This is a genomic window from Undibacterium sp. Tian12W (genome assembly GCF_049339405.1).
Lineage (GTDB): Bacteria > Pseudomonadota > Gammaproteobacteria > Burkholderiales > Burkholderiaceae_D > Undibacterium.
Window position 1 is genome coordinate 121,958 of sequence record NZ_JBMPPK010000001.1, and the last position, 20,866, is coordinate 142,823.

Here is a 20,866-nt window from a genome sequence, read left to right on the forward strand (position 1 = left end):
CATGTGTCGACGCCGATTGTGCAGTACAGAAAATGGAAATAGAAGAGCCGCTGTCTGAGCCGCAGGCGAGTTTCGGATCTTCCCATTTTTTGTACTGCACAATCGGGAACCCCGCAGGGGCGACGACGCCTGGGTCGCCTTTCTTTGAATACGTTCTTTGGCGACGCAAAGAAAGTATTTCGGCCGCCGGGCCGAGACCCGGCCTGGTTCTACGGAGGGCAATCGCTTTAATCATAGTACGGCAATGCAACGAAAAACACGGGAGCGCTGGTTCGGTGGCCTCCAGCTTTTATAGTGACGAATACGTGCATGATAAGCCCAGTGTTGGGCTGATAAAGCGTAGCCTAGCGAGGCCCGGCCCAACCTACATGAAATACGGCAATGCAACGAACGCCGCTGGAGCGCCAGCCCGGTAGCCTCCTACCTGCGCAGGAGCGACGAATCTGAGATTGCACTTTGAATTATTATTGCTGCTGATCGACAGAACCCCATCCTCATCCCAAGCTTCTCCACCGCACCGCTTGCAAGCAACTTAGCGATTCGTGGCACAAAGCTGCGCTTTGCGAATTCCCGCAAATCTCCTTGAAGGAGAAGCGGCCAAAACACAAGAGCCACCAACCGCAAGCCACTTAAAACTAATTACACAGTCTCAGCAGAAATAACCTGCGCCGCCGCATTCACAACAGCAGCAATACGACCGACATCCCGTAACTGCGTTGCCGACATACCTTCCTTCTTCAACAACTCAAAATGCGATTTCACGCAGAAATGGCATTTACCGATGATGGAAGCCGACAAGGCATACATCTCGAAACGGCGTTTATCAACACCGCCATTGGTTGCATAGGCATTCATGCGCAACTGGGCGGCCTGGGTTTTCAGGTCTGCATCGTCTGCCATTTCTACATACGGGTACCAGACATTATTCATGCCCATCAAAGCCGCTGCTGTCAGCGCTGCATTGATTTCTTCTGGCGTGATTGCGCCACTGGATTTGATGGCTTCAATGATCACTGTGCTTTTCGCTGCGAAGGCTGCTGCCAGTGCCACGCCTACCGCGTCATTGCCTTCCAGGCTGGAGCGGGCGATCGTGCCATCGATGTTCAGACGGATATCCTTGGCGTAATCAGGGATACGACTTTTAATTAAATTCAAGAATTCCATAGTATTTACCTATCAAAAAGTGGTTTTAAAACCCGCCGTAGCGGGTTTATTTTACATCTACAGCATGCACTCTCTAAATTACAGAGTTGCGCCGCCTACTGTACGGTTGCATGGGCACAGTTCGTCTGTTTGCAGACCATCCAGAATACGCAGGATTTCTGTCGGGTTACGGCCAACATTAAGGTTGTTGACAGAAACGTGCTGAATGACATTGTCAGGATCAACGATGAAAGTCGCGCGCAGTGCAACGCCGGCGTTAACATCACGTACACCCAGCATATCAACCAAAGAGCCTGTTGCATCGCCGAACGCATAGTGGTTCAGTTTGTCCAGGTCTTTGTGTTCACGGCGCCATGCCAGTTTGCAGAATTCGTTATCGGTAGAACCACCCAACAAAATAGCATCGCGGTCTGCGAAGTCGCTAGTCAGTTTGGCAAATTCAACGATTTCAGTTGGGCAAACGAAAGTAAAATCTTTTGGGTAGAAATAAATGATTTTCCATTTGCCTGGGAAAGAAGCTTCAGTGATGTCTTCAAATGCGGAGACGCCATTTTCTTCATGATGATTGAAGCCTGGCTTGGCTGCTGGAACTTTGAATGCGTCGAGTTTTTGACCTACAGTTTTCATTAAATTCTCCTGATGACGTAACAAGGTGAACAATATGTCCACAACGGAAAGAAGCATATCACTATGAATTTTAAATATCCAATAGATTTTAACTACTATGCAATTAGCTAAAACCTTGTCCTGAATATACCAATGAGCAGGCTGCGTGTATGCAATGAGGAGATAAGGTGTAATACCAGAATATCAAGTCTGGCTACTATCTGTCGTGGCGGCGATGAGCGGAGGCCAGTAGCGTAAACCAGAATATGCTGCCCTTGCCCTCTTCCGTTTCAAAGCCGATTTCACCACCCATTTTTTCGACGAAGGTCTTGGTGATATTCAAACCCAGGCCGGTACCGCCCTGTTGCCGGGTATTGGTGCCGTCTGCCTGGGCAAATTTCTTGAACACCTGATCCTTGAAGGCCTCGGGTATGCCTTGCCCATGATCTTCAACCTCGACCTTATAAATGCCGGCATTGTCGGTAATGCGGATTTGCACTTCAGCCCCATTCGGGGAAAACTTGGCAGCATTCGACAGTAAATTGGCAAATACCTGCATGACGCGCACATTGTCTCCCATAGCCCAGGCGTTTTCCGGGTGACCAGCGAAGCAGTAACGCACATTCAGGGCCTGGGCATAACCGGCATTGGCTTCTATCGCCTGCCTGGTCACGGCAACCAGGTCGAAGCGCTCGATATTGATGACCATTTTGCCGGAGGCCAGCTTTTCCATGTCCAGGATGTCATTGACCAGCACACCCAGGCGCTGGCAATTCCTGTGCGCGACCTTGATGAGTTGCATGGTCTTGGCGGTGAGCTCACCGGCGACGCCACTCTCCAGTAAACCCAGTGCACCGCGTATTGACGTCAGTGGGGTACGCAATTCATGGCTGACAACGGAAATGAATTCAGACTTGATGCGGTCAGCCTTGCGTTGTTCAGTCAGGTCCAGCACAAAGCCCACCCACTCTTCGAGCGAACCTTCGAGTTGCGCCAGACCTACCATGACGGGAATACGCTGCCCATCCTTGCGTATCAACTCACCTTCATAGGGCCTGGCCTGACCATGCTGACGTATTTCTGCCATGGCATTCTGGTGCAGGGTGTGACTTTCTTCTGTGGTTCTTTCCAGCCAGCTCATGCCAGACTCGACAAACTCCCGCCTTTGCACACCAGCCAGTTGCAGCAAGACATCATTGGCTTCGGTAAGCCGGCCACTGAGGTTACCCTGCATGATGCCAATGAGGCTGGAATTGACGAGGCGGCGCAGGCGTGATTCACTGATCAGCAGCGCTTCCAGCATGCGCGATTTTTCCTTGCTGGCGCGCTCAGCTGCATCCCTGGCTGCCACCAGACTGCACTCAGCTTCTTTCATCTGGGTAATATCGCGCACGCTGAAAACCCGCCCTACCCGCCTGTCACGCATGAATTCTGGCTTGGACACACAGATAAAATAACGCCCGTCTTTCAGGGTCATCAAATCTTCTGTTTCAAGGTTGGGGTCATCCTTGATTTTTTCGAGGCTGGCAAAAAAACCGTCGGCGTCTTGCAAGGCATGCTTGAGATGGGCAAACATCTGCACTTCATCACGCGACGCCAGCAATTCATCTTTCAATTGCCACATGGAAGAAAAGCGCTGGTTGATGTTCACCACATTGCCATTCAAGTCTATCGACAGGATGCCCTCAGCAGTGGCATCGAGCGAGCTTTGCAATTGTGCTACCAGATGCACATGCCCATCGACCAGTTCGCGCCTGTGGGTAATGTCTTCGGCATGGATGATAAAAAACTCTTTGCCACTATCAGCAAAAGTCGAAACGCGTTTTTCTACCGGAAAAGAAACACCATGGAGGTTGATCCATTCGCTTTCCGCAACAGCCCTGCCCTCAGCCTGCGCATCTGCCCGCAAGGCTTCCCAAAAGAAGACATCCTGCAAGGAACACTCTATATTTGCCAGTGGTGAACCCAGTAATTCATCTCGGGTATAGGCCAGCATCAGGCAGGCAAGCTGGTTGGCATCGACCAATACCATATGCTGCATATCCACCACCAGAATCGCTTCACGACTATGGTTGATGATATGGCGCAGTAATCCATGGTTCAAAACGGATACTGACTGTGACATGCCGGCGTCGGTCATTTCTGCTAATTCTGGCCTGGTAAAGGGCCGCCCTGTGTTTTCTGCGATTGCGAGTCAAAATAATAATTGACCCTTTTACGCGGGTTCAGGTAATTAAAAATTGCCCTGGGCAACAAGCCTGGCCTGATGCTGGCATTGATGGACAATTCCTTGTTCTCTTCTGCGAGATCCAGAATGATGGCATCTTCCTTGGGAATCTCGGCGTCATACACCAGCACGCGTGGCCGCAAGGGCTTGCCTACATTCACATTCATGACCAGGCCAACGGCCTCGTTCGATAATCTGACCAGGGTACCTGGTGGATACACACCCAGGCTCTTGACCAGGGTAGCCATGATGGCAGTATCAAACTGCGCACGCCTGTGGGCATACATGGTCGATAAAGCCTCATGCGGGGTCAATGACTGTTTGGGGTCATTGTGGTTACACAAATTATCGTACACATTGGCAATCGTCACAATACGCGTATGCATGGTGATCGCGTCACCTTTCAGTTGGTGTGGATAGCCGGTACCGTCCATGAATTCATGATGCTGGGCAATGACATCAAGCACCACTGGCGACAAGCCTGCTTTTTTACCTACTTCAAGCCCGTATACCGGATGCAGCTCAAAGAAATTTTGCTCAGGCCTGGTCAGTGGCTCAGTCTTGTGAACGATATGCTCGGGCACATTGACCTTACCCAGATCATGGAACAGCGCGGCAATGCCTATTTCCTTGATCATCTCATCGCTGCATTTCATTTCATTGGCCAGCATCATCGCCAGCACCGAGACATTCAATGTATGAAAATACAATTCCTCATTGCCAGCTGTCTGTTGTATCAGGTGCATGACGGTGTCGTTGCCGCTGAGTAGCACTTCTGACATGCTATCGACCAGCTTGCCTGCTTCGACTATGGTTTCCTTTGGTCTGGAAAAAATCAGGCGGTTGATATTTTTGACCACGCTGGCAGCCTGCACGAATTTTTCTTCGCAGCGGGCAATTTCGTCACGTTGCTTCTGCAGTTTTTCAAAACGTGCGCGCTTGGCATCCATGATGCTGGCATACACTTTTTTGGGCGCGGTATCGGCTACCTGAGCTGGCACAGCCTGAGGAGTAGTGGGCGGCTTCGCAGCGACAGGATCGGATTTGGACGGGATATAGCGTACATGCTTGAGCTTGAGCGCGATCAGGTCGTCAATCTGATGTTGACTGGTGATCTTGAACGAGTTCATCGGAAAAGAATGCTGGAACCAACTCAGGTCGAGTTTGATGAACATTCCGATCCGGATCTGATCAATCACAATTAGCTGGCTATCATCAGACATGGGGACGCAATAATAAGTATTTCTATTGACGATAGCATACGCCCCCCTCATTTGCAAAAACCTTAGCTCAGGAGAAACAATTTATCACGATGCGTCTGCGATTAGCGCAGAAACAGCAGGCTTTTGCCCGCTCAACGTTATAATCCACTTCCTGTACATTTTGAAAAGTGAGTCGCCGTGTCCGATCGCCTTGCCGTCCTGCCCCAATATTTAATGCCTAAACAGGCTCTGACTGTATTCGCCGGCAAAGTTGCCAATGCCAAGGCAGGCAAGCTCACCACCAGCCTGATACGCTGGTTTGTCGGCAAATACAATGTGAATATGCAGGAGGCTGCCAATCCGGACATCAGCAGCTACGCCAGCTTCAATGAATTTTTTACCCGCCCGCTACGTGCGGATGCACGCCCGTTCGCCAGCAGCGACTTGCTGAGCCCGGTAGATGGGGGCATCAGCCAGTTCGGCCCTATACAAAAAGACCAGATTTTTCAGGCCAAGGGGCATAGCTATAGCACTACCGCCCTGGTCGGTGGCGACAGCCAGTTGGCCTCACTATTTGAAGATGGCAGCTTTGCCACGCTGTACCTGAGCCCGCGCGACTACCACCGCATACATATGCCTTGCGATGGCCGCCTGACGCGCATGATCTATGTGCCAGGTGCATTATTCTCGGTTAATCCAACCACCGCGCGCGGTGTGCCTGGCCTGTTTGCCCGCAATGAACGCGTGGTATGCGTATTTGAATCCGCCTTTGGTCCTTTTGTGCTGACACTGGTCGGTGCTACCATCGTTGGCAGCATGGCCACTACCTGGCATGGCATCGTCAACCCGCCCCGCACAGCCACCGTGCGCGAATGGCGTTACGATGACCAGCAAATCATCTTGAAAAAGGGGGATGAAATGGGCAGGTTCCTGCTGGGCTCAACTGTCGTCATGCTATTCCCCAAAGGCACGGTGGAGTTCAACCCGGCCTGGACGCCGGCCAAAGCCATTTGCATGGGTGAGGCCATGGGCGAGCACCCCTCAGACCATCTAACATCCAGCTAAATCATATAGGCTGCTCACAGAAGTTGTACCCGTCAAGACCGCTGTAAGACCGCACCTCACATTCACGGCCCAGGCAACCCATACAGGATGCCTGGGTAAGTATCCAGCCAAGCCCCCATAGTCTCTTCAGTATTTCCATACCAAAGCAGCAAGCATTTGCCAGAAGCATTGCCTTGCGGCCATTTTTCCGGCGTATTTAGTTTGCCACTTTAATGAGCAAGGCAAAAGTAAACCTTGAACTGATGAATATCAACAAAAAACACTTGCCAAACATGTTCGAATATTCAATAATCTAAATAAGAATTGTTATCGTTTAGATTTGCAAGGTAAATATGACTACATATAACGCTCTACACCAGCACGCTGATCTAGCTATTACAGCAGCGACAACAGCCGTAAAAACAGCAGCAGCGCAAGCTCCAAAAGAAATCCCGCGTATCAAGAGCGGTGATCTGATGCAGCAAAAGCGTGAACTGGAAATTGATCATGCGGGTCGTATTTACCGGCTGCGCATTACGCAACTGAACAAGCTCATATTGACGGCGTAAAACGCTGATCATACTTGGAGACTGGACATGCCAGGTGGAACGCTGACGAACGAAGAATTATCGGGTTTGACTGCCACATCCAAGCAGCCTGAACTGCTGGTTTCTGCAGTATTGCACCTGATGTCGCATTACACAGTCAACAGCACGAATAGTACGACCCAGGAAGAGGCTGAGCAAGCCAGCACCAGGCTGGCATCAGTCATAGAAAGACATTTGAATGCGCTGGCGAATTTGCCGGATCTGGCACCTGTGCTCAAAGCCACTTGCCAGCAATTATCCGAGCAATGGGCCAGCCTGGTAGAAAAGAAGGCAGCGCAAAAAACCAGATTGCGCAAATTGGGCTGGTTGCTGGCCTTCACCGGTAAAAAATCTGCATTAATGGAGTAGCTTCATGATTGTATGCGTTTGCAATAATGTATCGGAAAAGAAAATTCATCAGGCTGTCGCCATGGGTGTCAGCACGATGGCCGAACTGCGCGAGCAACTTGATGTAGGCACTTGCTGCGGCAAATGTGCCGGTTGCGCACGCAAAGTCATGCGCCAGTGCCTCGATGAGAAAAGCAATAATGCATCCGGCTTCCAGAACTTCATTCAACAACTACACTTCCAGCCCAACGCCGTCACTGCGTGAGGTTTACCATGTCCACACTCACTCTACAACAAGCCCCACAAGACTTTACTGCCCCCAAATCCCGCATCCTGTCGCTTGGTGCCATCGTTGCAGCGCACCTGGCCCTGTTTTACGCTTTGCAGCATGGTTTGCTGACACACGCGGTACAAATATTGCCCAAAGAAGTCGTCATGACCTTTGTCGAGCCACCCGCAGTAAAATCAGAACCACCACCCAAGCCAGTCCCCCTGAAAAAACTGACGACAGTACAAGTACCCGTCCCGGTGGTCCCGCATATCGTTCCAGTGGTAGAAATACCGGCGGATGTACATCAGATTACGACACAGGCAGCCCCTCCTGCACCACAACCGGCACCTGTTGCAGCAAAAGTGGAAACCGCCCCGGCACCAGCCGCTCCGGCACAGCCAAAACAGATCAGTGCGGTTGAATATGTGCGCGCGCCGCAGGCAGATTATCCAGCCATGTCCAGACGCATGGGCGAAGAAGGCAAAGTGACCCTGCGTATATTGGTCAATGAAAAAGGCCAGGCAGAAAAAGTCGATGTACAAAAATCATCCGGCTCGAACCGCCTTGACGAAGCCGCCAAAGTTGCCATATTGCGCGCTATTTTTAAACCTTATTTTGAAGATGGCAAAGCCCTGACAGTGATTGCCACGGCAACGATCAGCTTCTCGCTGAGCAGCTAAAAAATCCCCTCCCCGGGACAAGCCAGATTGCGGCAATTGCGCGATCTGGCTTTTTTTATTTCTGTGGCACATTCAGCTTTTCCTTATTTTCTTTGATAATGGCCGGCTCGGTATTGGTAAGGACATGGATTCGCTTAAGCAGTGTTTGCACAACCTCAAGATAAGCCCTTTCGAAGTGTATGGAACTCGCCTCCTGAATGATCGACACACTTGGAGAGTTTCAAAAAATGCAATCAGGTGAAAATATCGGCGACCACTTATAGAATTTATCAATTGGAATTCATCAGCCTTTAATCCAACCTCAGTGAGCCATTAGTGAGCCATTAGTAAGCTTAATACCTGGCATCAACAAAATTCGATAGCTCCAGCAACGGACGTGCATTACCCTGACGAATATAAACAACCAACCAGGAGTAACCATGAAGCTGTCGTCTAATAAAACTTTGATTGCCCTGATCTTCCTCGTGCTTGGCAATATCACGAACCTTAGTGCCGTTACAGCAGCCAATACAGAAATGCCGGGTTGGAATGTACCTGCCAAACAGGATGATCAACAGTTACGACAAATTTTGGCAAATTATGTCCAGGCATTCTCAAACGGTGACCGGGTTTTATTTGAATCACAGCTTCTGGACCTGAATATTCCGTTTTCGTACATCCCTGACAACATCAACGGAAACAAAAAATATGGTTTGCAAAGCATACAAAAATACGCCGATTTCAGAAAGTCAGTATTTGAAAGTGGTAGCAAATTGAAGCAAAGATTTTCCAACATCAAAATCGAGCAACTTGGAAGTTTAGCCCAAATTTCGCTAGACTATGAAAGCGCCGGCAGGGACCAGGACTATCAGGGAAAGGGATGGAAAGTGATTCAGCTTATCAAAATCAACCAGCAGTGGAAAATAGCCAGTGAATTTTACAATGGCTATCCGGATAAATGACGGGCTGGACTTACTTAGCCTTATCTGCGTTATCAATCTCATCAGCGGCATGACAAACTGTGCCCTGGCTTCATGGAGCATCTGTGCAGGCATTGAAAATTTTCACCATGATCGACCCGAGAAATTCATTCCTGACACAGCATTAGCGTCAAACATCGGAATTTACATCCAACAATAATTTAACTGGATCCTTCTGGATACGTAAATGCAGCCTATTGTCCTAGTACCCGGATTGCTTTGTTCAGCAGAAGCTTTCGCCTTCCAAATACCTGCTTTGTGGCAGTTTGGGCCCGTGACTATTGCATCGACGCTGGAGGGGAAATCAATAGCCGAGATGGCGTCCACAATCCTGGCCACAGCACCCTCTCAATTTGCACTCGCCGGCATTTCAATGGGTGGTTATATTTGCCTTGAGATCATGCGACAGGCACCAGAGCGCGTACTCAAGCTTGCGCTTCTAGATACATCGGCGCGCCCGGATAGTGCTGAGCAGATCAAACAACGTCGAGCCATGGTTGCAAACTTCCGCGAAGGTGACTTTACTACGCTCGCATCAGAAGCTTTAAATTCCATTGTCCATCCATCGCATAAGGGTGACGCCAACTTGTGCGAGATAAATATCCGAATGGCGATGGCAGTTGGCATCGATGCTTTTGAACGGCAGACTGATGCAATTATCTCGCGTGTAGATAGTCGCCCCTGCTTATCATTTATTTCAGTACCGACGCTTGTTCTCGTAGGAGATTCAGATATTCTCACCCCACCAGAATTAGCTGCAGAAATCGCAGCAGCTATTCCCGCCGCGCGATTGACGGTCATCCCTCAATGCGGCCATGCGTCTACACTCGAACAACCTCTCGCCGTTAACAGTGCCTTGATCAAGTGGATCGCTGATCCCCTGGAAACTCCAGCTTAGTTGCAAGCTGCTATATTCCCTGTTGCATAATTTCATGACCCATCACAAAAATCAACTCGGCCTTGTCGCGTGGATTGGTGTCGGCACCTTTGAGTGCATCCATCGGTACATTGATGGCTTTTGCACTTGGGTCATACGAGCCGCCAGTACCAGAGCTGGGGGGCAGTGCCTGAAATTTGCTTAAGTAGCCTTTATCGACAGAGTCGAGGATACGTTTCTTCAAATCGGGAGAGGCGTCGAGGACCTTGGCCAAATCATCACCCGGATTATTATTCGCAGTCTTGTTGGCATTACCGAAGTCCTTGAGAATCTGATGAAGCTTTTGCTAAGCAATCGGCGGTGCCACATTCGGGTTGTGATTTGGTCCGGTCATATGACATCGATTTTAAGCGCTAATGGTGATCATGGAGACGCAATCGTGATCAGGCTTTTCTTTGCTTTCTCCACGAATGTCCATATGAATCACAATTTCATCACGTGAGAAAATCCAGGTAACGCGGCGACCGTGTTCGCCATAAACAGGCTTCTGTTGAAAGCCGAGTTCGTTCAATCGTTTTGCATAGGCTTCAAAATCGATTTTGCAGATCGTGGTCATATCGGCGTGGCTATGAGTTTGATCGTCGAAGGAAAATAGCAAACGGCTGCGCTCGCCATCTTTGCTACCGGAGATCACGGTAATATTAAAGAACCAGGTATCAGTAATTTTCGCTCCGGTTCCATATTCCCTGGAATTTGCAGGATCAAAGTAAACCTTGAGACCAGTCGCGATTTCCAGATTTTTGGCAGAAATATCCTCAGCCGTTTTAATCTTGCCTATCAAGTCCAGCATACGCTTGTTGATTTCCTCAGCAGTCATTTGCGGAACTTCCGGCGATACGCTTTGATGAGAGATATCCATAAATTTCTTGTTTGCGATAGAAGTTGAGGAAGAGTAGGTACCAGAAGAATTATTTCCTTCTGCCAATGCGCCACGGCTTTGCGCACAAAATGTCGAAAGCATGGTAATTAGCACTAAAGCGAAGACCAAACGACTGGTGCTAATGCGGAGATGCTTTGCCAACTCTGCATTTGAAGATGAGAGAGACGACGAAACAAAAGCTCTGGATCGCATAACCAGGTCCTTTCAAATTATCAACACCTGCGTATACATATATAAAACTCAGGGCAGTTGCAAGCGTCCCTATTCCTGGTTACATTTTTATGTAAATTCTCGCGCTCACCCTGGCTTGGGTTGAGCGGCTTTAAGTGATTCGGGCACGCTCCTGAGCAAACGGCTGGATGGCGTATCGTCGCCCATGAGCAGGTCTGCACTGTTCTTGGCGGGCGACATGGGCACAGCCTTTGACGAGTTCAGCGGGACGGCTGTTCCGTCAGGCAGATCACGTTTGGTATCCCTCGCCAATGCATGGCTCGTGACAGGACTTACCGGAGGAGCAGGGTTAGGATGCGCGTTCGGATCGAAAGTTGCAGGCTGTTTCTTGCCATCGCTGGTATCGACATAAGAAAAGGCTTTGTTGTCGGAAAACTTTACATTCTGATTGATCAGGTCTTGTTGCAAGCCCAGGCGCTTCATGTCGAACTGCACTTCAGGCGTCGCGTATTTCTTGTCAGTTTTGTGATAAAAATCCTGATACGCTTTCTCATTGTTACCCGCAACATTGACTGCCCAGCTACCGTAGAAGTTGGTGTAATCGAGATTGTGATTTGACCCAAGCCTGGACTCCTTTGCGGATTTATCAAAGTAATACTTGCCCATGGCTGCGACATTATCCTTTGAATAGGGCATGCTCATGTCAGCATCGACGGTCAGGCCTGGCTTCATCGCGTAGTTATAATTTCCTGGCGTGCCGCTCACGGTAATGAAATCCTGCATGCGCCCCGGAGCAGTATCGTAAATGTCTTCAAGCGTTGCTTTGGGGTTGGCTTTCCTGGCTTGCGAGACAATCGCATTGAAGCCGCCGATATGTGCAGAGGCCTCGTCTTTACGAGAAGCCTGGATAAAGTCTTCAGTCACCTTGGTATAGTCGTGCGGCGATGCCTTGCTCGTTGCCAGCACCTTAGTCCCAGCAAGGAAATCCTGGGTTATCTTTTTGGTTGCGGCAGCATTGAATGAATGCTGGATTTCGTGACCCATCACAAAAATCAACTCACCCTTATCGCGTTCGTTCGTACTGGCTTTCTGGAGTACATTCATCGGGACATTGATGGCTTTTGCACTCGGGTCATACGAACCGCCTGTGCCAGAATTGGCAGGAAGCGCCTGAAATTTAGTTAAATACCCTTTATCGACTGAGTCAAGAATGCGCTTCTTCAGATCAGGAGAAACCTCAAGAAGCTTGGCCAAGTCATCGCCGGGATTATTGTTCGCGGTCTTGTTGGCATCACCAAAGTCCTTGATGATCTTATCAAGCTTTTGCTCAGCAGTCGGTGGCGCCGCATTGGGTTTGGGATTCGGTCCGTTCATGTGACTTTTCCCTCTAGACGTCAATGACTATCATGGAGACACAATCGTGTTTCACATTTTCGTCACTTTCTCCACGAATGGAAATTTGTAATTCGACTTTACCGCGCGAGAAATTCCAATAAATGAGTCGATTGTGTTCGCCATAGTAAGGCTCTGATTGAAAACCGAATTCAGTCAGGCGTTTCTTATAGGCCTCAAAATCGACTTTGCAGATCGATGTCATATCGGCACCGCTATGGGTTTGGTCGTCAAACGAAAATATCAGCCGACTGGCTTCGCCGTCTTTGCTACCGGATATCACTTTAATGTTAAAGAACCAGGTATCGGTAATTTTTGCTCCAGTCGCATATTTACCGGGATTATCAGCGTTAACGTAGACCTTGAGGCCAGTCGCAATTTCCAGATTTTTGGCAGAAATATCCTCAGCCGTTTTAATCTTGCCCATCAGGTCCAGCATGCGCTTGCTGATTTCCTCGGCAGTCATTTGCGGTACTTCTGGAGATGCATTTTGATCAGAGGTTTCCATAGATTTCTTGTTGGCGATAGAAGTTGAGGAAGAGGCAGTACCCGAAGAATTATTTCCCTGTGCCGGTGCATCACGGCTTTGCGCGCATGAAGTCGTCAGCATGACAAGTAAGGCCGAAGCAAAGACCAGGCGAATGGCGTTCATACGCCTATGTTTTGCCGGCTCTGCATTTGAAGTTGAGGGCGATGATGAAGCAATGGTACTGAATTGCACTATTAGATCCTTTCGGATTATTAACAAGCGAAGAGTTCCTGACCTACAAATCAAATCGCACAATATTTTCAGGCCGACTCAAAGTACTTTAAATATTGCCAACTTAGCAATCGCAGTATACCACCCTTGCCGTCACCGTCAACAGACTCAGCTCTGCGAAGTGAAGAGATCATACGAATGAGAAAAAACTGGCTCAGAGATCGACCAATTCCAGCACTTTTGGATCCTCAGGTGCAAGCTTCAATGCTCGGTCAAGTAATTTTTGGAAGCCTACATCATCACCAGCGGACCAATAACAAAGCGCTGAATAAACTAGTGCACTGATATTCTTGGAATCTAGCTCCAACACTCTTCCGAAAAATCGCAAGGCAATCCCCGGTTCAGACGCCATAACGTCTTCTCCATAAGCAAGTAATTCGTTAATCGAGGATTCATCCCGTATCGAAGCGCATAACAGTTTTCGGGCATCCACATACGCACCAATCAGTAGATGATATTTATTTCGAAACTCATCCATATCTGCTTTCAAAGAACATAAAAGCTTTAGTCAAATTTTTCACTACTACATTAGCGATAAATAAATCGGATTTTTGTCCGGGCAATATGAAACCAAAACAGCTTAAAAAAAGCTCAGCTTGAAAGAGCTGAAATTTAAGGTCTGCAAATTATTCAATTCAACAATCAAGCGAACAGCGAGCCAGAACCAGATGCAAATGTCTAGTGATAAATTTAGCGCAAACTAAGGCTAAGCACTGAAAGGCTTTTTCTCTTTTCAGAGTTATAGAAAACTAAATGAGAATAATTGCTCTTCACCTCCTCAATCAGCATCAAGAATATTGTCTCACTCAAGCATTTAATTCATTAAATTCAGTGATGCAGGTCATCTTCATTTTGCAACTGCTGCCGAATGATCTATCATGTGATAAAAGCCTGCAAGCATAAAGCTCGTCAGCAAACACCTCACCATCAATATCCATAGCCACAGGAAGGAAAGCCATGAAAGGCGACGCGAAAGTCATCAAACTGCTTAATGCACAACTCACCAATGAATTGAGTGCGATCAATCAGTATTTTTTGCATGCACGCATGTACAAGCATTGGGGCTTTGAAAAAATAGCCAAGAAGGAATACGAAGAATCCATAGGCGAAATGAAGCATGCTGACAAACTCATCGACCGCATCCTCATGCTGGGTGGTCTGCCAAATCTGCAAGCCCTGCACAAGCTGATGATAGGTGAAGAAACGGTAGAAATGCTGGGATGTGATTTGAAGCTGGAAGTTGCTGCGCAAAAGACAGTCAAGGAAGGCGTCGCCACCTGTGAAGCAGTCGGCGATTATGTGTCACGCGATTTGTTCCAGGTCATTTTGGAAGATACTGAAGAGCATATAGACTGGCTGGAGACGCAGCTGGAATTGATAGAGAAAATCGGTATCCAGAATTATTTGCAATCACAAATGTCTACAGAAGAATAAGTCACAGCAATTTTTTTGCTTCGCTAAAAACAAGAAAGGGATGGAGCTTGCGCTACATCCCTTTTAGTTTTCAGTCCGGCTTTTTGTATTTATTGTGGCAAAGTGTCTTTGAAAGAAGCACGTTCCGATAATTTATCGAACAGTTTTGCGAGATTTGGATAGTCACCACGCCAGTCTATTTCCGGGAAGCGGAAGCCCAGCCAGCCCAGTGCGCAGGCCACGCTGATATCAGCGAGGGTCAGGTGATTGCCGGTACAGAACGCGGTATCACCAAGGCCACTAGACATGGATTTCAAACCCGCATGCACCTTGCTCATTTGCCTGTCTATCCATTCCTGGCTTTGCTGTTCAGCAGGGCGCAAGGTTTTTTCCAGACGTACCAGAATGGCGGCATCCATGATGCCATCTGCCAGGGCTTCCCAGCATTTAACTTCCACACGTTCACGGCCTTGCGAAGGAATGAGCTTGCCGACTGGCGTCAGGGTGTCGATATATTCGACAATGACGCGCGAATCAAACATGGCACCACCGTCTTCCATCAAGAGACAGGGTACTTTCCCGAGGGGATTTGATTGCTGTATTGTGGAGTCTGCTGCCCACACATTTTCTTGCACAAAAACGTAATCAAGTTTTTTCTCCGCCATGACAACGCGGACTTTTCTGACAAAAGGACTAGTGATGGAGCCAATAAGTTTCATAGGAATCTGGTAGTAGGTTTAGCGCGGATTATAGCATCGCCTGCCTGTAAACCCATGCTTGCGGGGGCTGACGTGCGGAGCAGCAACATCACTACGATTCTATAATTTGAACGCATTCAAATGGTAAAATCGCGTATACGGTGCAAAAAAAACTGTATTTGCACAACAATTGTAAATTTTTGCCAAATCATGGTGATTTGCAAAATCTACACTTTTGTTGTTTTTTGCGCAAGGCTTTCTGTCATTCCATCTCTATAGTCCATCATGTCCCTATCCTCACTCTCTGCTCTCTCTCCACTCGACGGTCGTTATGCAAGCAAAGTGGATGCCTTGCGCGCCACCTTGTCTGAAGCTGGCTTCATGCATCACCGCGTTAAAGTTGAAGTGTCCTGGCTGCAAGCTTTGTCACAAGCCGGTTTTGATGAGATCAAGGCTTTTTCCCCGGAGGCAAATGCCTTGCTCGATAAACTCGTTGCCGGGTTTTCTGAAGCAGATGCGCAACGCATCAAGGAAATCGAAGCCGTCACCAACCATGACGTCAAGGCGGTTGAATATTGGCTCAAAGAGCAAGTCAAGGATGTGCCTGAACTGGTTGCTGCCAGTGAATTCATTCACTTTGCCTGCACTTCTGAAGATATCAATAACACTTCTCACGGCATGATGCTGAAGACAGCGCGTAATGAGGTGATGCTGCCATCGCTGCAAAAGCTGATCAGCAAGCTTACAGAAATCGCACATGCAAATGCTGAAGTGCCTATGCTTTCCCGCACCCATGGTCAGACAGCCAGCCCAACTACCCTGGGCAAGGAAATGGCCAACGTCGTTGCACGTCTGCAGCGCGCCATCAAGCGTATAGAACAGGTAGAAATTCTGGGCAAGATGAATGGCGCAGTGGGCAACTACAATGCCCACCTGTCTGCCTACCCGCAGCATGACTGGGAAAGTTTTTCCAAAAACGTCGTGGAGCAGCGTCTGGGCCTGACCTATAACCCATACACGATACAGATCGAGCCGCATGATTATATGGCCGAGATGTTTGATGCCTTCGCACGCGCCAACACCATTCTGCTGGATCTGAACCGTGACATCTGGGGTTATATTTCTGTCGGCTATTTCAAGCAAAAAACCAAGGCAGGCGAAATCGGTTCATCCACCATGCCGCATAAAGTCAATCCTATCGACTTTGAAAATTCTGAAGGCAACCTGGGTCTGGCTAATTCGCTGTTGCGTCATCTGTCTGAAAAATTGCCAGTTTCCCGCTGGCAGCGTGACCTGACTGACTCTACCGTCTTGCGCAATATAGGTGTAGCTTTTGGCTACACCTTGCTGGCCTACGACAGTTGCCTGCGCGGCTTGAACAAGCTGGAAACCAATCCAGAGCGCCTGGCAGCAGACCTTGATGCAACCTGGGAAGTATTGGCAGAACCAGTGCAAACCGTGATGCGCCGTTATGCAGTTGAGAACGCTTACGAACAATTGAAAGAACTGACTCGCGGCAAAGGCATCACCAAAGCCGCCTTGCAAGAGTTTGTTGAAGGCCTGGCGATCCCGCGCGATGCCAAGGATTTGCTGCTGGCAATGACACCGGCGAACTACACTGGTATTGCGGCGAAACTGGCGAAAGCGATTTAAACTAAGTTTTAAAAACTGGGTTTTAGCAGCACCAAACAAAACAGGCAGATCAAATGATCTGCCTGTTTTGTTTTTATTGTTACTCTCTATTTCTGCGAACGGAACGGGAACATCAGCTGTTTCACGAAACCGTCCGGCATGTAGTCACCCTGCACGCCATATTTCTCAGGGAATCCTTTTTGCCCCTTGATTGCTGTACCAAATAGATGATCAAGGAAGGCATAGTGTGCCGCATAATTTCTGTCTATCGCCACATCATCTGATGAATGGTGCCAGTGATGAAAGTCAGGTGTGACGATCACATACTTCACAGGTCCCCATGGCAGATGCACATTCGCATGGTTGAATACGGCCTGGAAGCCAACCACGATGATATAGACATCCATGACAGTCTTGTCAAAACCCAGCACATACAGGGCACCCAGTACACCAACGCGGGTGCAAATCAACTCCAGGATATGCTGACGCGAACCGGCCAGCCAGTCCATGGTTTTTGCTGAATGATGGACTGCATGGAAGCGCCACAAGAATGGAATCTCATGATAAGCGCGATGCGTCCAGTACTGCACCATGTCAGCAGCCAGGATACACAGCAGTAACTGCGGGAAGAACCAGATGGACTGCACAAAGTCGCGCACGCTGTCATGTGCCATCCAGCCAAACAGGCGGTGTATCGCGAAATTGACAGTCAACAATGCCAGCCCGACGATAAAGTGATTGACGGCAAAATGCACCATGTCGGTTTGCCATTCGCGACGGAAAATCAACTGCCCTTTGTACAGCGGGAAGATTTTTTCGATAACGACGAAAATGATCGTCGAGCCCAGCAAATCGAGAATGAACCAGTCCAGACCTATATATGGCGTGTGATCAGGAAAATCAGCAACAGGCACATGTGATCCGCCAAAAGCCACGGCACCAATAACCAGAGCTGCTGCCACCGCATTCAAGCCACGGCGGCGATTAAACAGTATATTCAATAAACTGATCACACCAGAGAGTACCAGCGCAGCAAATAGAATATGACGTATGACGTCCGGGGAATAGTTTTTACGCAATTCAGGCGTGGTCAGATACTGTGGGAAGTGGAAAGCTATCACGCCCAGCAAACACAGGAAAGCCAGCGTTAATGCCAGCACGCCACTGGCCAGGCCAGTGCCCGGTTTCAATGGCCCGCTCTGGTCCAGCAAGCCTGTGGTTTCAGTGACGGCACCTGCTACGTTGCCAAGTACGGTTTTGGCAGGATCGACTAATAGTTTACCTAGGGATTTTTCTGGAATTTCTGGTTTCATTATTGATATGATGAATTGGCAAGTAAGCCAATGATAAATGAATGCCTTAATGGCAGGGGAAAAACCTTTTTATGGCAAATTGCGCGGAGATTCCGGGCAAAGTATAGCCGGAAGACTCAGTTTCAAAAACAAAATGTAGCAGCTGCTTACATAATATTCGCTTAAAAATTGGGCGGCTCTCAGCAGACTTTCTTTTTTTGCGCTATATTAGTTCTACTTCGAACTAATTATCTCTTTCATCAGAGGAGCCAGCATGGCAGCCACTCAAAGATATTCCAATGTCAGTATAGCCTTGCACTGGCTGATTGCTGTACTCATCATCGCCGCCTTTATTCTGGGCAATATCATGGTTGATATGCGTATCAGTCCAACAAAGTTGCAATATTTCTCCTACCATAAATGGCTGGGGGTGACGGTACTTGCTTTTGTTGCCATACGTCTCATCTCACGCCTGATGAGCAAGGCACCGCCTTACCCTGAGAATATGGGCAAGGTCCAGACCCAGCTGGCGAATGCTACCCATATCCTGCTGTATGTACTGATGTTCACTGTGCCCTTGTCTGGTTATTTTTACACCCTGGCAGCGGGCTATCCGGTAGTCTATCTGGGCTTATTCGAATTACCAGTATTAATAGCTCCCAACCCGGAAATCAAGGGGACTTTGAAAGAATTGCATGAAATTTTAAACAAAGTCATGTTCGTTCTAGTCTTACTGCATGTCGCTGCGGCGCTCAAGCACCATTTCTACGATAAAGACGGGCTCCTGAATCGCATGCGCCCTCGTTTTTAATTTCTCTTTTTAATATTTTTAATTAATATTTTTTTAATATTTCTTGGTTAATCTAAATTAATCCATCTTAAACAGGTATAAGTATGACTACATATTCCACAAAAAAAATCGCCATATCTGCTGCTGTCGCCTTGCTGATCGCCAGCCCGGCCATTGCCGCCGCACTTAAGGTTGATGCGGCAAAAAGCACCGTCAACATTGTGTTCAAGCAAATGAATGTACCTGTTGATGCCAAATTCAAAAAAATTGCGGCCAACATTGATTATGACAGCGCAAAACCTGAAGCATCCAAGGCAACAGTAGATATTGACGTTGCCAGCTTTGACCTCGGTGATGCTGAATACAATAAAGAAGTCTTGAAGAAGGAATGGTTCAACGCTGCTGCTTTTCCTAAAGCCAGCTTTGTATCTACATCCATGAAAGCTGGTGCCGCAGGCAAGCTGGATGTCACTGGCAAGCTCAGCATCAAGGGCAAGACCGTCGATGTCAGCTTCCCTTTAAGCGTCAAGAAAGAAGGCAACAGCCAGGTGTTTGACGGCAGCCTGCCTATCAAACGTCTCACCTTCAATATTGGTGAAGGTGAATGGAAAGATACCGGCATGGTCGCCGATGAAATACAGATCAAGTTTCACGTAGTAACAAACCCGTAATACCTAGTCCCCTAAACCTTTTTAATCAAACAAATTTTCGCCATTCAGGAGTCAACCATGAAAATTGCTAAACTTATCGCCGCCGCACTGTTGATCAGCACTGCACCTGCATTTGCCCAGACATATAACATCGAACCTAACCATACTTATCCTAGCTTTGAAGCTGATCATATGGGCCTGTCCGTCTGGCGCGGCAAGTTTACAAAAACTAGCGGTAAGATCGTGCTGGACCGCGCTGCAAAAACGGGGACTGTTGATATCGTTATTGATGCCAGCTCCATCGACTTTGGCCATGAAAAAATGAATGATCATGCCAAAGGCAAAGACATGTTCAATGTAGCGCAATTCCCGACAGCGACTTATAAAGGTACGTCCATCAAATTTAATGGCGACACACCAGTTGCTGTTATCGGTGAATTGACTTTGCTGGGCGTAACCAAGCCAGTCACTTTGACGATCAACAAATTCAAGTGCATCGACCATCCTATGTTTAAGAAAGAAGCTTGCGGTGCAGATGCCACTGCAGAATTCAAACGCACTGATTTTGGTCTGTCCTTTGGTACACCACGTTTTGCACCAGAAGTAAAACTGGCTATCCAGGTAGAAGCAGTCAAGGCTGACTAATTTTGTAGTTCCTGGTTTGGCCCCCTGCTAGCTCTAGCTGCGGGGGGCCAAACCAACAACCTCACAATTTACTTCATGGGCGAACGTTACCTGCGCAGCATACGATTACTGTCGGAGTGCATGCAATTATTTGAACAGGCTTCTGCCAGGAATGTGCGCAAGCTTGGTTTTACGCATTCGCAATTCGATATCATCGCCACCCTGGGCAATACGCCAGGCATGACCTGCAAAGAACTCGGCGAAAAAACCCTGATCACCAAGGGCACACTGACAGGTGTGCTCGACAGGCTGGAACAAAAGGGCCTGGTACAACGTGAGCGCGGCAATGATGACCGCCGCCAGTTGTTCGTTAAACTGACACCTGTGGGTGAAGCCACTTTTGATGATGTGTTTCCCAAAGTAGTTCAATCCGGCAAGCAGCGGTTCAAAACTTATACCGAAGATGACTACCTGAATCTGGAAAACAGCCTGCTCAAACTCAGGCAGCATTTGCAGGAAGACGATTGCAGTTAAGCAAT

Annotated in this window: 24 protein-coding genes; 13 read left to right on the plus strand and 11 right to left on the minus strand. The window is 48.4% G+C overall.

What is annotated here, in order from left to right:
- Window positions 1-639: 639 nt before the first annotated feature.
- From ACO0LI_RS00480 to ACO0LI_RS00495, 4 genes are all read right to left on the minus strand, one after another.
- Entirely contained in the window at window positions 640-1,164 is a 525-nt protein-coding gene (locus tag ACO0LI_RS00480) for a carboxymuconolactone decarboxylase family protein (RefSeq protein ID WP_186950911.1), read from the minus strand.
- A 78-nt stretch (window positions 1,165-1,242) separates the two neighbouring features.
- Window positions 1,243-1,791, minus strand: a complete 549-nt coding sequence (locus ACO0LI_RS00485) for a peroxiredoxin (protein ID WP_422949425.1) — start codon at window positions 1,789-1,791, stop codon at window positions 1,243-1,245.
- 196 nt (window positions 1,792-1,987) lie between these two features.
- Entirely contained in the window at window positions 1,988-3,910 is a 1,923-nt protein-coding gene (locus ACO0LI_RS00490) for a PAS domain-containing sensor histidine kinase (RefSeq protein ID WP_422949426.1), read from the minus strand.
- Between the two features lie 5 nt (window positions 3,911-3,915).
- The gene (locus ACO0LI_RS00495; protein ID WP_422949427.1) at window positions 3,916-5,271 is read right to left on the minus strand and encodes an HD-GYP domain-containing protein; all 1,356 of its coding nucleotides are present in this window, start codon (window positions 5,269-5,271) and stop codon (window positions 3,916-3,918) included.
- A gap of 126 nt (window positions 5,272-5,397) precedes the next feature.
- Between ACO0LI_RS00495 and asd the strand changes: the two genes are divergently transcribed.
- From asd to ACO0LI_RS00530, 7 genes are all read left to right on the plus strand, one after another.
- Entirely contained in the window at window positions 5,398-6,264 is an 867-nt protein-coding gene (asd, locus tag ACO0LI_RS00500) for an archaetidylserine decarboxylase (RefSeq protein WP_422949428.1), read from the plus strand.
- A gap of 332 nt (window positions 6,265-6,596) precedes the next feature.
- Window positions 6,597-6,812, plus strand: coding sequence for a hemin uptake protein HemP (gene hemP / locus ACO0LI_RS00505; RefSeq protein WP_422949429.1), 216 nt, complete (start codon window positions 6,597-6,599; stop codon window positions 6,810-6,812).
- A 27-nt stretch (window positions 6,813-6,839) separates the two neighbouring features.
- Window positions 6,840-7,199, plus strand: coding sequence for a hypothetical protein (locus ACO0LI_RS00510; protein WP_422949430.1), 360 nt, complete (start codon window positions 6,840-6,842; stop codon window positions 7,197-7,199).
- A gap of 4 nt (window positions 7,200-7,203) precedes the next feature.
- Window positions 7,204-7,443, plus strand: a complete 240-nt coding sequence (locus ACO0LI_RS00515) for a (2Fe-2S)-binding protein (RefSeq protein WP_422949431.1) — start codon at window positions 7,204-7,206, stop codon at window positions 7,441-7,443.
- Window positions 7,444-7,451: 8 nt separating this feature from the next.
- Window positions 7,452-8,129, plus strand: a complete 678-nt coding sequence (locus tag ACO0LI_RS00520; RefSeq protein ID WP_422949432.1) for an energy transducer TonB — start codon at window positions 7,452-7,454, stop codon at window positions 8,127-8,129.
- Between the two features lie 419 nt (window positions 8,130-8,548).
- Window positions 8,549-9,070: a hypothetical protein gene (locus ACO0LI_RS00525; RefSeq protein WP_422949433.1), complete on the plus strand. Its 522-nt coding sequence runs from the start codon at window positions 8,549-8,551 to the stop codon at window positions 9,068-9,070.
- A 205-nt stretch (window positions 9,071-9,275) separates the two neighbouring features.
- Entirely contained in the window at window positions 9,276-9,986 is a 711-nt protein-coding gene (locus tag ACO0LI_RS00530; protein ID WP_422949434.1) for an alpha/beta fold hydrolase, read from the plus strand.
- Window positions 9,987-9,996: 10 nt separating this feature from the next.
- On the opposite strand, the gene ACO0LI_RS00535 is transcribed toward ACO0LI_RS00530, so the two are convergent.
- The 5 genes from ACO0LI_RS00535 to ACO0LI_RS00555 form a co-directional block, all read right to left on the minus strand.
- The gene (locus ACO0LI_RS00535; RefSeq protein ID WP_422949435.1) at window positions 9,997-10,239 is read right to left on the minus strand and encodes a hypothetical protein; all 243 of its coding nucleotides are present in this window, start codon (window positions 10,237-10,239) and stop codon (window positions 9,997-9,999) included.
- Window positions 10,240-10,371: 132 nt separating this feature from the next.
- Window positions 10,372-11,046 carry a hypothetical protein gene (locus tag ACO0LI_RS00540; RefSeq protein WP_423030087.1) on the minus strand — a complete coding sequence of 225 codons (675 nt, stop codon included), beginning with the start codon at window positions 11,044-11,046 and terminating at the stop codon, window positions 10,372-10,374.
- Window positions 11,047-11,202: 156 nt separating this feature from the next.
- Window positions 11,203-12,450, minus strand: coding sequence for a hypothetical protein (locus tag ACO0LI_RS00545; RefSeq protein WP_422949437.1), 1,248 nt, complete (start codon window positions 12,448-12,450; stop codon window positions 11,203-11,205).
- Window positions 12,451-12,463: 13 nt separating this feature from the next.
- The gene (locus ACO0LI_RS00550; RefSeq protein WP_422949438.1) at window positions 12,464-13,189 is read right to left on the minus strand and encodes a hypothetical protein; all 726 of its coding nucleotides are present in this window, start codon (window positions 13,187-13,189) and stop codon (window positions 12,464-12,466) included.
- A 193-nt stretch (window positions 13,190-13,382) separates the two neighbouring features.
- Window positions 13,383-13,706 (minus strand): hypothetical protein, encoded by a 324-nt coding sequence (locus ACO0LI_RS00555; RefSeq protein WP_422949439.1) that lies wholly within the window; start codon window positions 13,704-13,706, stop codon window positions 13,383-13,385.
- A gap of 479 nt (window positions 13,707-14,185) precedes the next feature.
- Between ACO0LI_RS00555 and bfr the strand changes: the two genes are divergently transcribed.
- On the plus strand, window positions 14,186-14,662 hold the full coding sequence (gene bfr, locus ACO0LI_RS00560) for a bacterioferritin (RefSeq protein WP_422949440.1): 477 nt from the start codon (window positions 14,186-14,188) through the stop codon (window positions 14,660-14,662).
- A gap of 89 nt (window positions 14,663-14,751) precedes the next feature.
- Here bfr and ACO0LI_RS00565 read toward each other — a convergent pair whose 3' ends face one another.
- Complete coding sequence (locus ACO0LI_RS00565; RefSeq protein WP_422949441.1) at window positions 14,752-15,360, minus strand: glutathione S-transferase; 609 nt, start codon at window positions 15,358-15,360, stop codon at window positions 14,752-14,754.
- Window positions 15,361-15,624: 264 nt separating this feature from the next.
- Here ACO0LI_RS00565 and purB point away from each other — a divergent pair, with 264 nt between their 5' ends.
- A complete protein-coding gene (gene purB, locus ACO0LI_RS00570) occupies window positions 15,625-16,992 on the plus strand; it encodes an adenylosuccinate lyase (protein ID WP_422949442.1) in 1,368 nt (455 codons plus the stop codon).
- Window positions 16,993-17,078: 86 nt separating this feature from the next.
- Here the strand turns inward: purB and ACO0LI_RS00575 are convergent, their stop codons facing one another.
- Entirely contained in the window at window positions 17,079-18,284 is a 1,206-nt protein-coding gene (locus tag ACO0LI_RS00575; RefSeq protein WP_422949443.1) for a sterol desaturase family protein, read from the minus strand.
- A 253-nt stretch (window positions 18,285-18,537) separates the two neighbouring features.
- Between ACO0LI_RS00575 and ACO0LI_RS00580 the strand changes: the two genes are divergently transcribed.
- The 4 genes from ACO0LI_RS00580 to ACO0LI_RS00595 all read left to right on the plus strand — a co-directional run bounded on the left by ACO0LI_RS00580 (window position 18,538) and on the right by ACO0LI_RS00595 (window position 20,861).
- On the plus strand, window positions 18,538-19,074 hold the full coding sequence (locus tag ACO0LI_RS00580) for a cytochrome b (protein WP_422949444.1): 537 nt from the start codon (window positions 18,538-18,540) through the stop codon (window positions 19,072-19,074).
- A gap of 83 nt (window positions 19,075-19,157) precedes the next feature.
- Window positions 19,158-19,724 carry a YceI family protein gene (locus tag ACO0LI_RS00585; RefSeq protein WP_422949445.1) on the plus strand — a complete coding sequence of 189 codons (567 nt, stop codon included), beginning with the start codon at window positions 19,158-19,160 and terminating at the stop codon, window positions 19,722-19,724.
- A 57-nt stretch (window positions 19,725-19,781) separates the two neighbouring features.
- The gene (locus ACO0LI_RS00590; RefSeq protein ID WP_422949446.1) at window positions 19,782-20,348 is read left to right on the plus strand and encodes a YceI family protein; all 567 of its coding nucleotides are present in this window, start codon (window positions 19,782-19,784) and stop codon (window positions 20,346-20,348) included.
- Window positions 20,349-20,468: 120 nt separating this feature from the next.
- Window positions 20,469-20,861, plus strand: coding sequence for a MarR family winged helix-turn-helix transcriptional regulator (locus tag ACO0LI_RS00595; RefSeq protein ID WP_422949447.1), 393 nt, complete (start codon window positions 20,469-20,471; stop codon window positions 20,859-20,861).
- Window positions 20,862-20,866: the final 5 nt, after the last annotated feature.

Bases quoted from the DNA above. Each gene is read 5' to 3' on its own strand.
- ACO0LI_RS00530 (WP_422949434.1), top strand. From the start codon at position 9,276: ATGCAGCCTATTGTCCTAGTACCCGGATTGCTTTGTTCAGCAGAAGCT.
- ACO0LI_RS00510 (WP_422949430.1), top strand. From the start codon at position 6,840: ATGCCAGGTGGAACGCTGACGAACGAAGAATTATCGGGTTTGACTGCC.
- ACO0LI_RS00485 (WP_422949425.1), bottom strand. From the start codon at position 1,791: ATGAAAACTGTAGGTCAAAAACTCGACGCATTCAAAGTTCCAGCAGCC.
- ACO0LI_RS00490 (WP_422949426.1), bottom strand. From the start codon at position 3,910: ATGACCGACGCCGGCATGTCACAGTCAGTATCCGTTTTGAACCATGGA.
- hemP (WP_422949429.1), top strand. From the start codon at position 6,597: ATGACTACATATAACGCTCTACACCAGCACGCTGATCTAGCTATTACA.
- ACO0LI_RS00580 (WP_422949444.1), top strand. From the start codon at position 18,538: ATGGCAGCCACTCAAAGATATTCCAATGTCAGTATAGCCTTGCACTGG.
- ACO0LI_RS00525 (WP_422949433.1), top strand. From the start codon at position 8,549: ATGAAGCTGTCGTCTAATAAAACTTTGATTGCCCTGATCTTCCTCGTG.
- ACO0LI_RS00555 (WP_422949439.1), bottom strand. From the start codon at position 13,706: ATGGATGAGTTTCGAAATAAATATCATCTACTGATTGGTGCGTATGTG.
- ACO0LI_RS00575 (WP_422949443.1), bottom strand. From the start codon at position 18,284: ATGAAACCAGAAATTCCAGAAAAATCCCTAGGTAAACTATTAGTCGAT.
- ACO0LI_RS00520 (WP_422949432.1), top strand. From the start codon at position 7,452: ATGTCCACACTCACTCTACAACAAGCCCCACAAGACTTTACTGCCCCC.
- purB (WP_422949442.1), top strand. From the start codon at position 15,625: ATGTCCCTATCCTCACTCTCTGCTCTCTCTCCACTCGACGGTCGTTAT.
- ACO0LI_RS00545 (WP_422949437.1), bottom strand. From the start codon at position 12,450: ATGAACGGACCGAATCCCAAACCCAATGCGGCGCCACCGACTGCTGAG.
- ACO0LI_RS00515 (WP_422949431.1), top strand. From the start codon at position 7,204: ATGATTGTATGCGTTTGCAATAATGTATCGGAAAAGAAAATTCATCAG.
- bfr (WP_422949440.1), top strand. From the start codon at position 14,186: ATGAAAGGCGACGCGAAAGTCATCAAACTGCTTAATGCACAACTCACC.
- ACO0LI_RS00565 (WP_422949441.1), bottom strand. From the start codon at position 15,360: ATGAAACTTATTGGCTCCATCACTAGTCCTTTTGTCAGAAAAGTCCGC.
- ACO0LI_RS00495 (WP_422949427.1), bottom strand. From the start codon at position 5,271: ATGAGGGGGGCGTATGCTATCGTCAATAGAAATACTTATTATTGCGTC.
- ACO0LI_RS00585 (WP_422949445.1), top strand. From the start codon at position 19,158: ATGACTACATATTCCACAAAAAAAATCGCCATATCTGCTGCTGTCGCC.
- ACO0LI_RS00595 (WP_422949447.1), top strand. From the start codon at position 20,469: ATGCAATTATTTGAACAGGCTTCTGCCAGGAATGTGCGCAAGCTTGGT.
- ACO0LI_RS00480 (WP_186950911.1), bottom strand. From the start codon at position 1,164: ATGGAATTCTTGAATTTAATTAAAAGTCGTATCCCTGATTACGCCAAG.
- ACO0LI_RS00590 (WP_422949446.1), top strand. From the start codon at position 19,782: ATGAAAATTGCTAAACTTATCGCCGCCGCACTGTTGATCAGCACTGCA.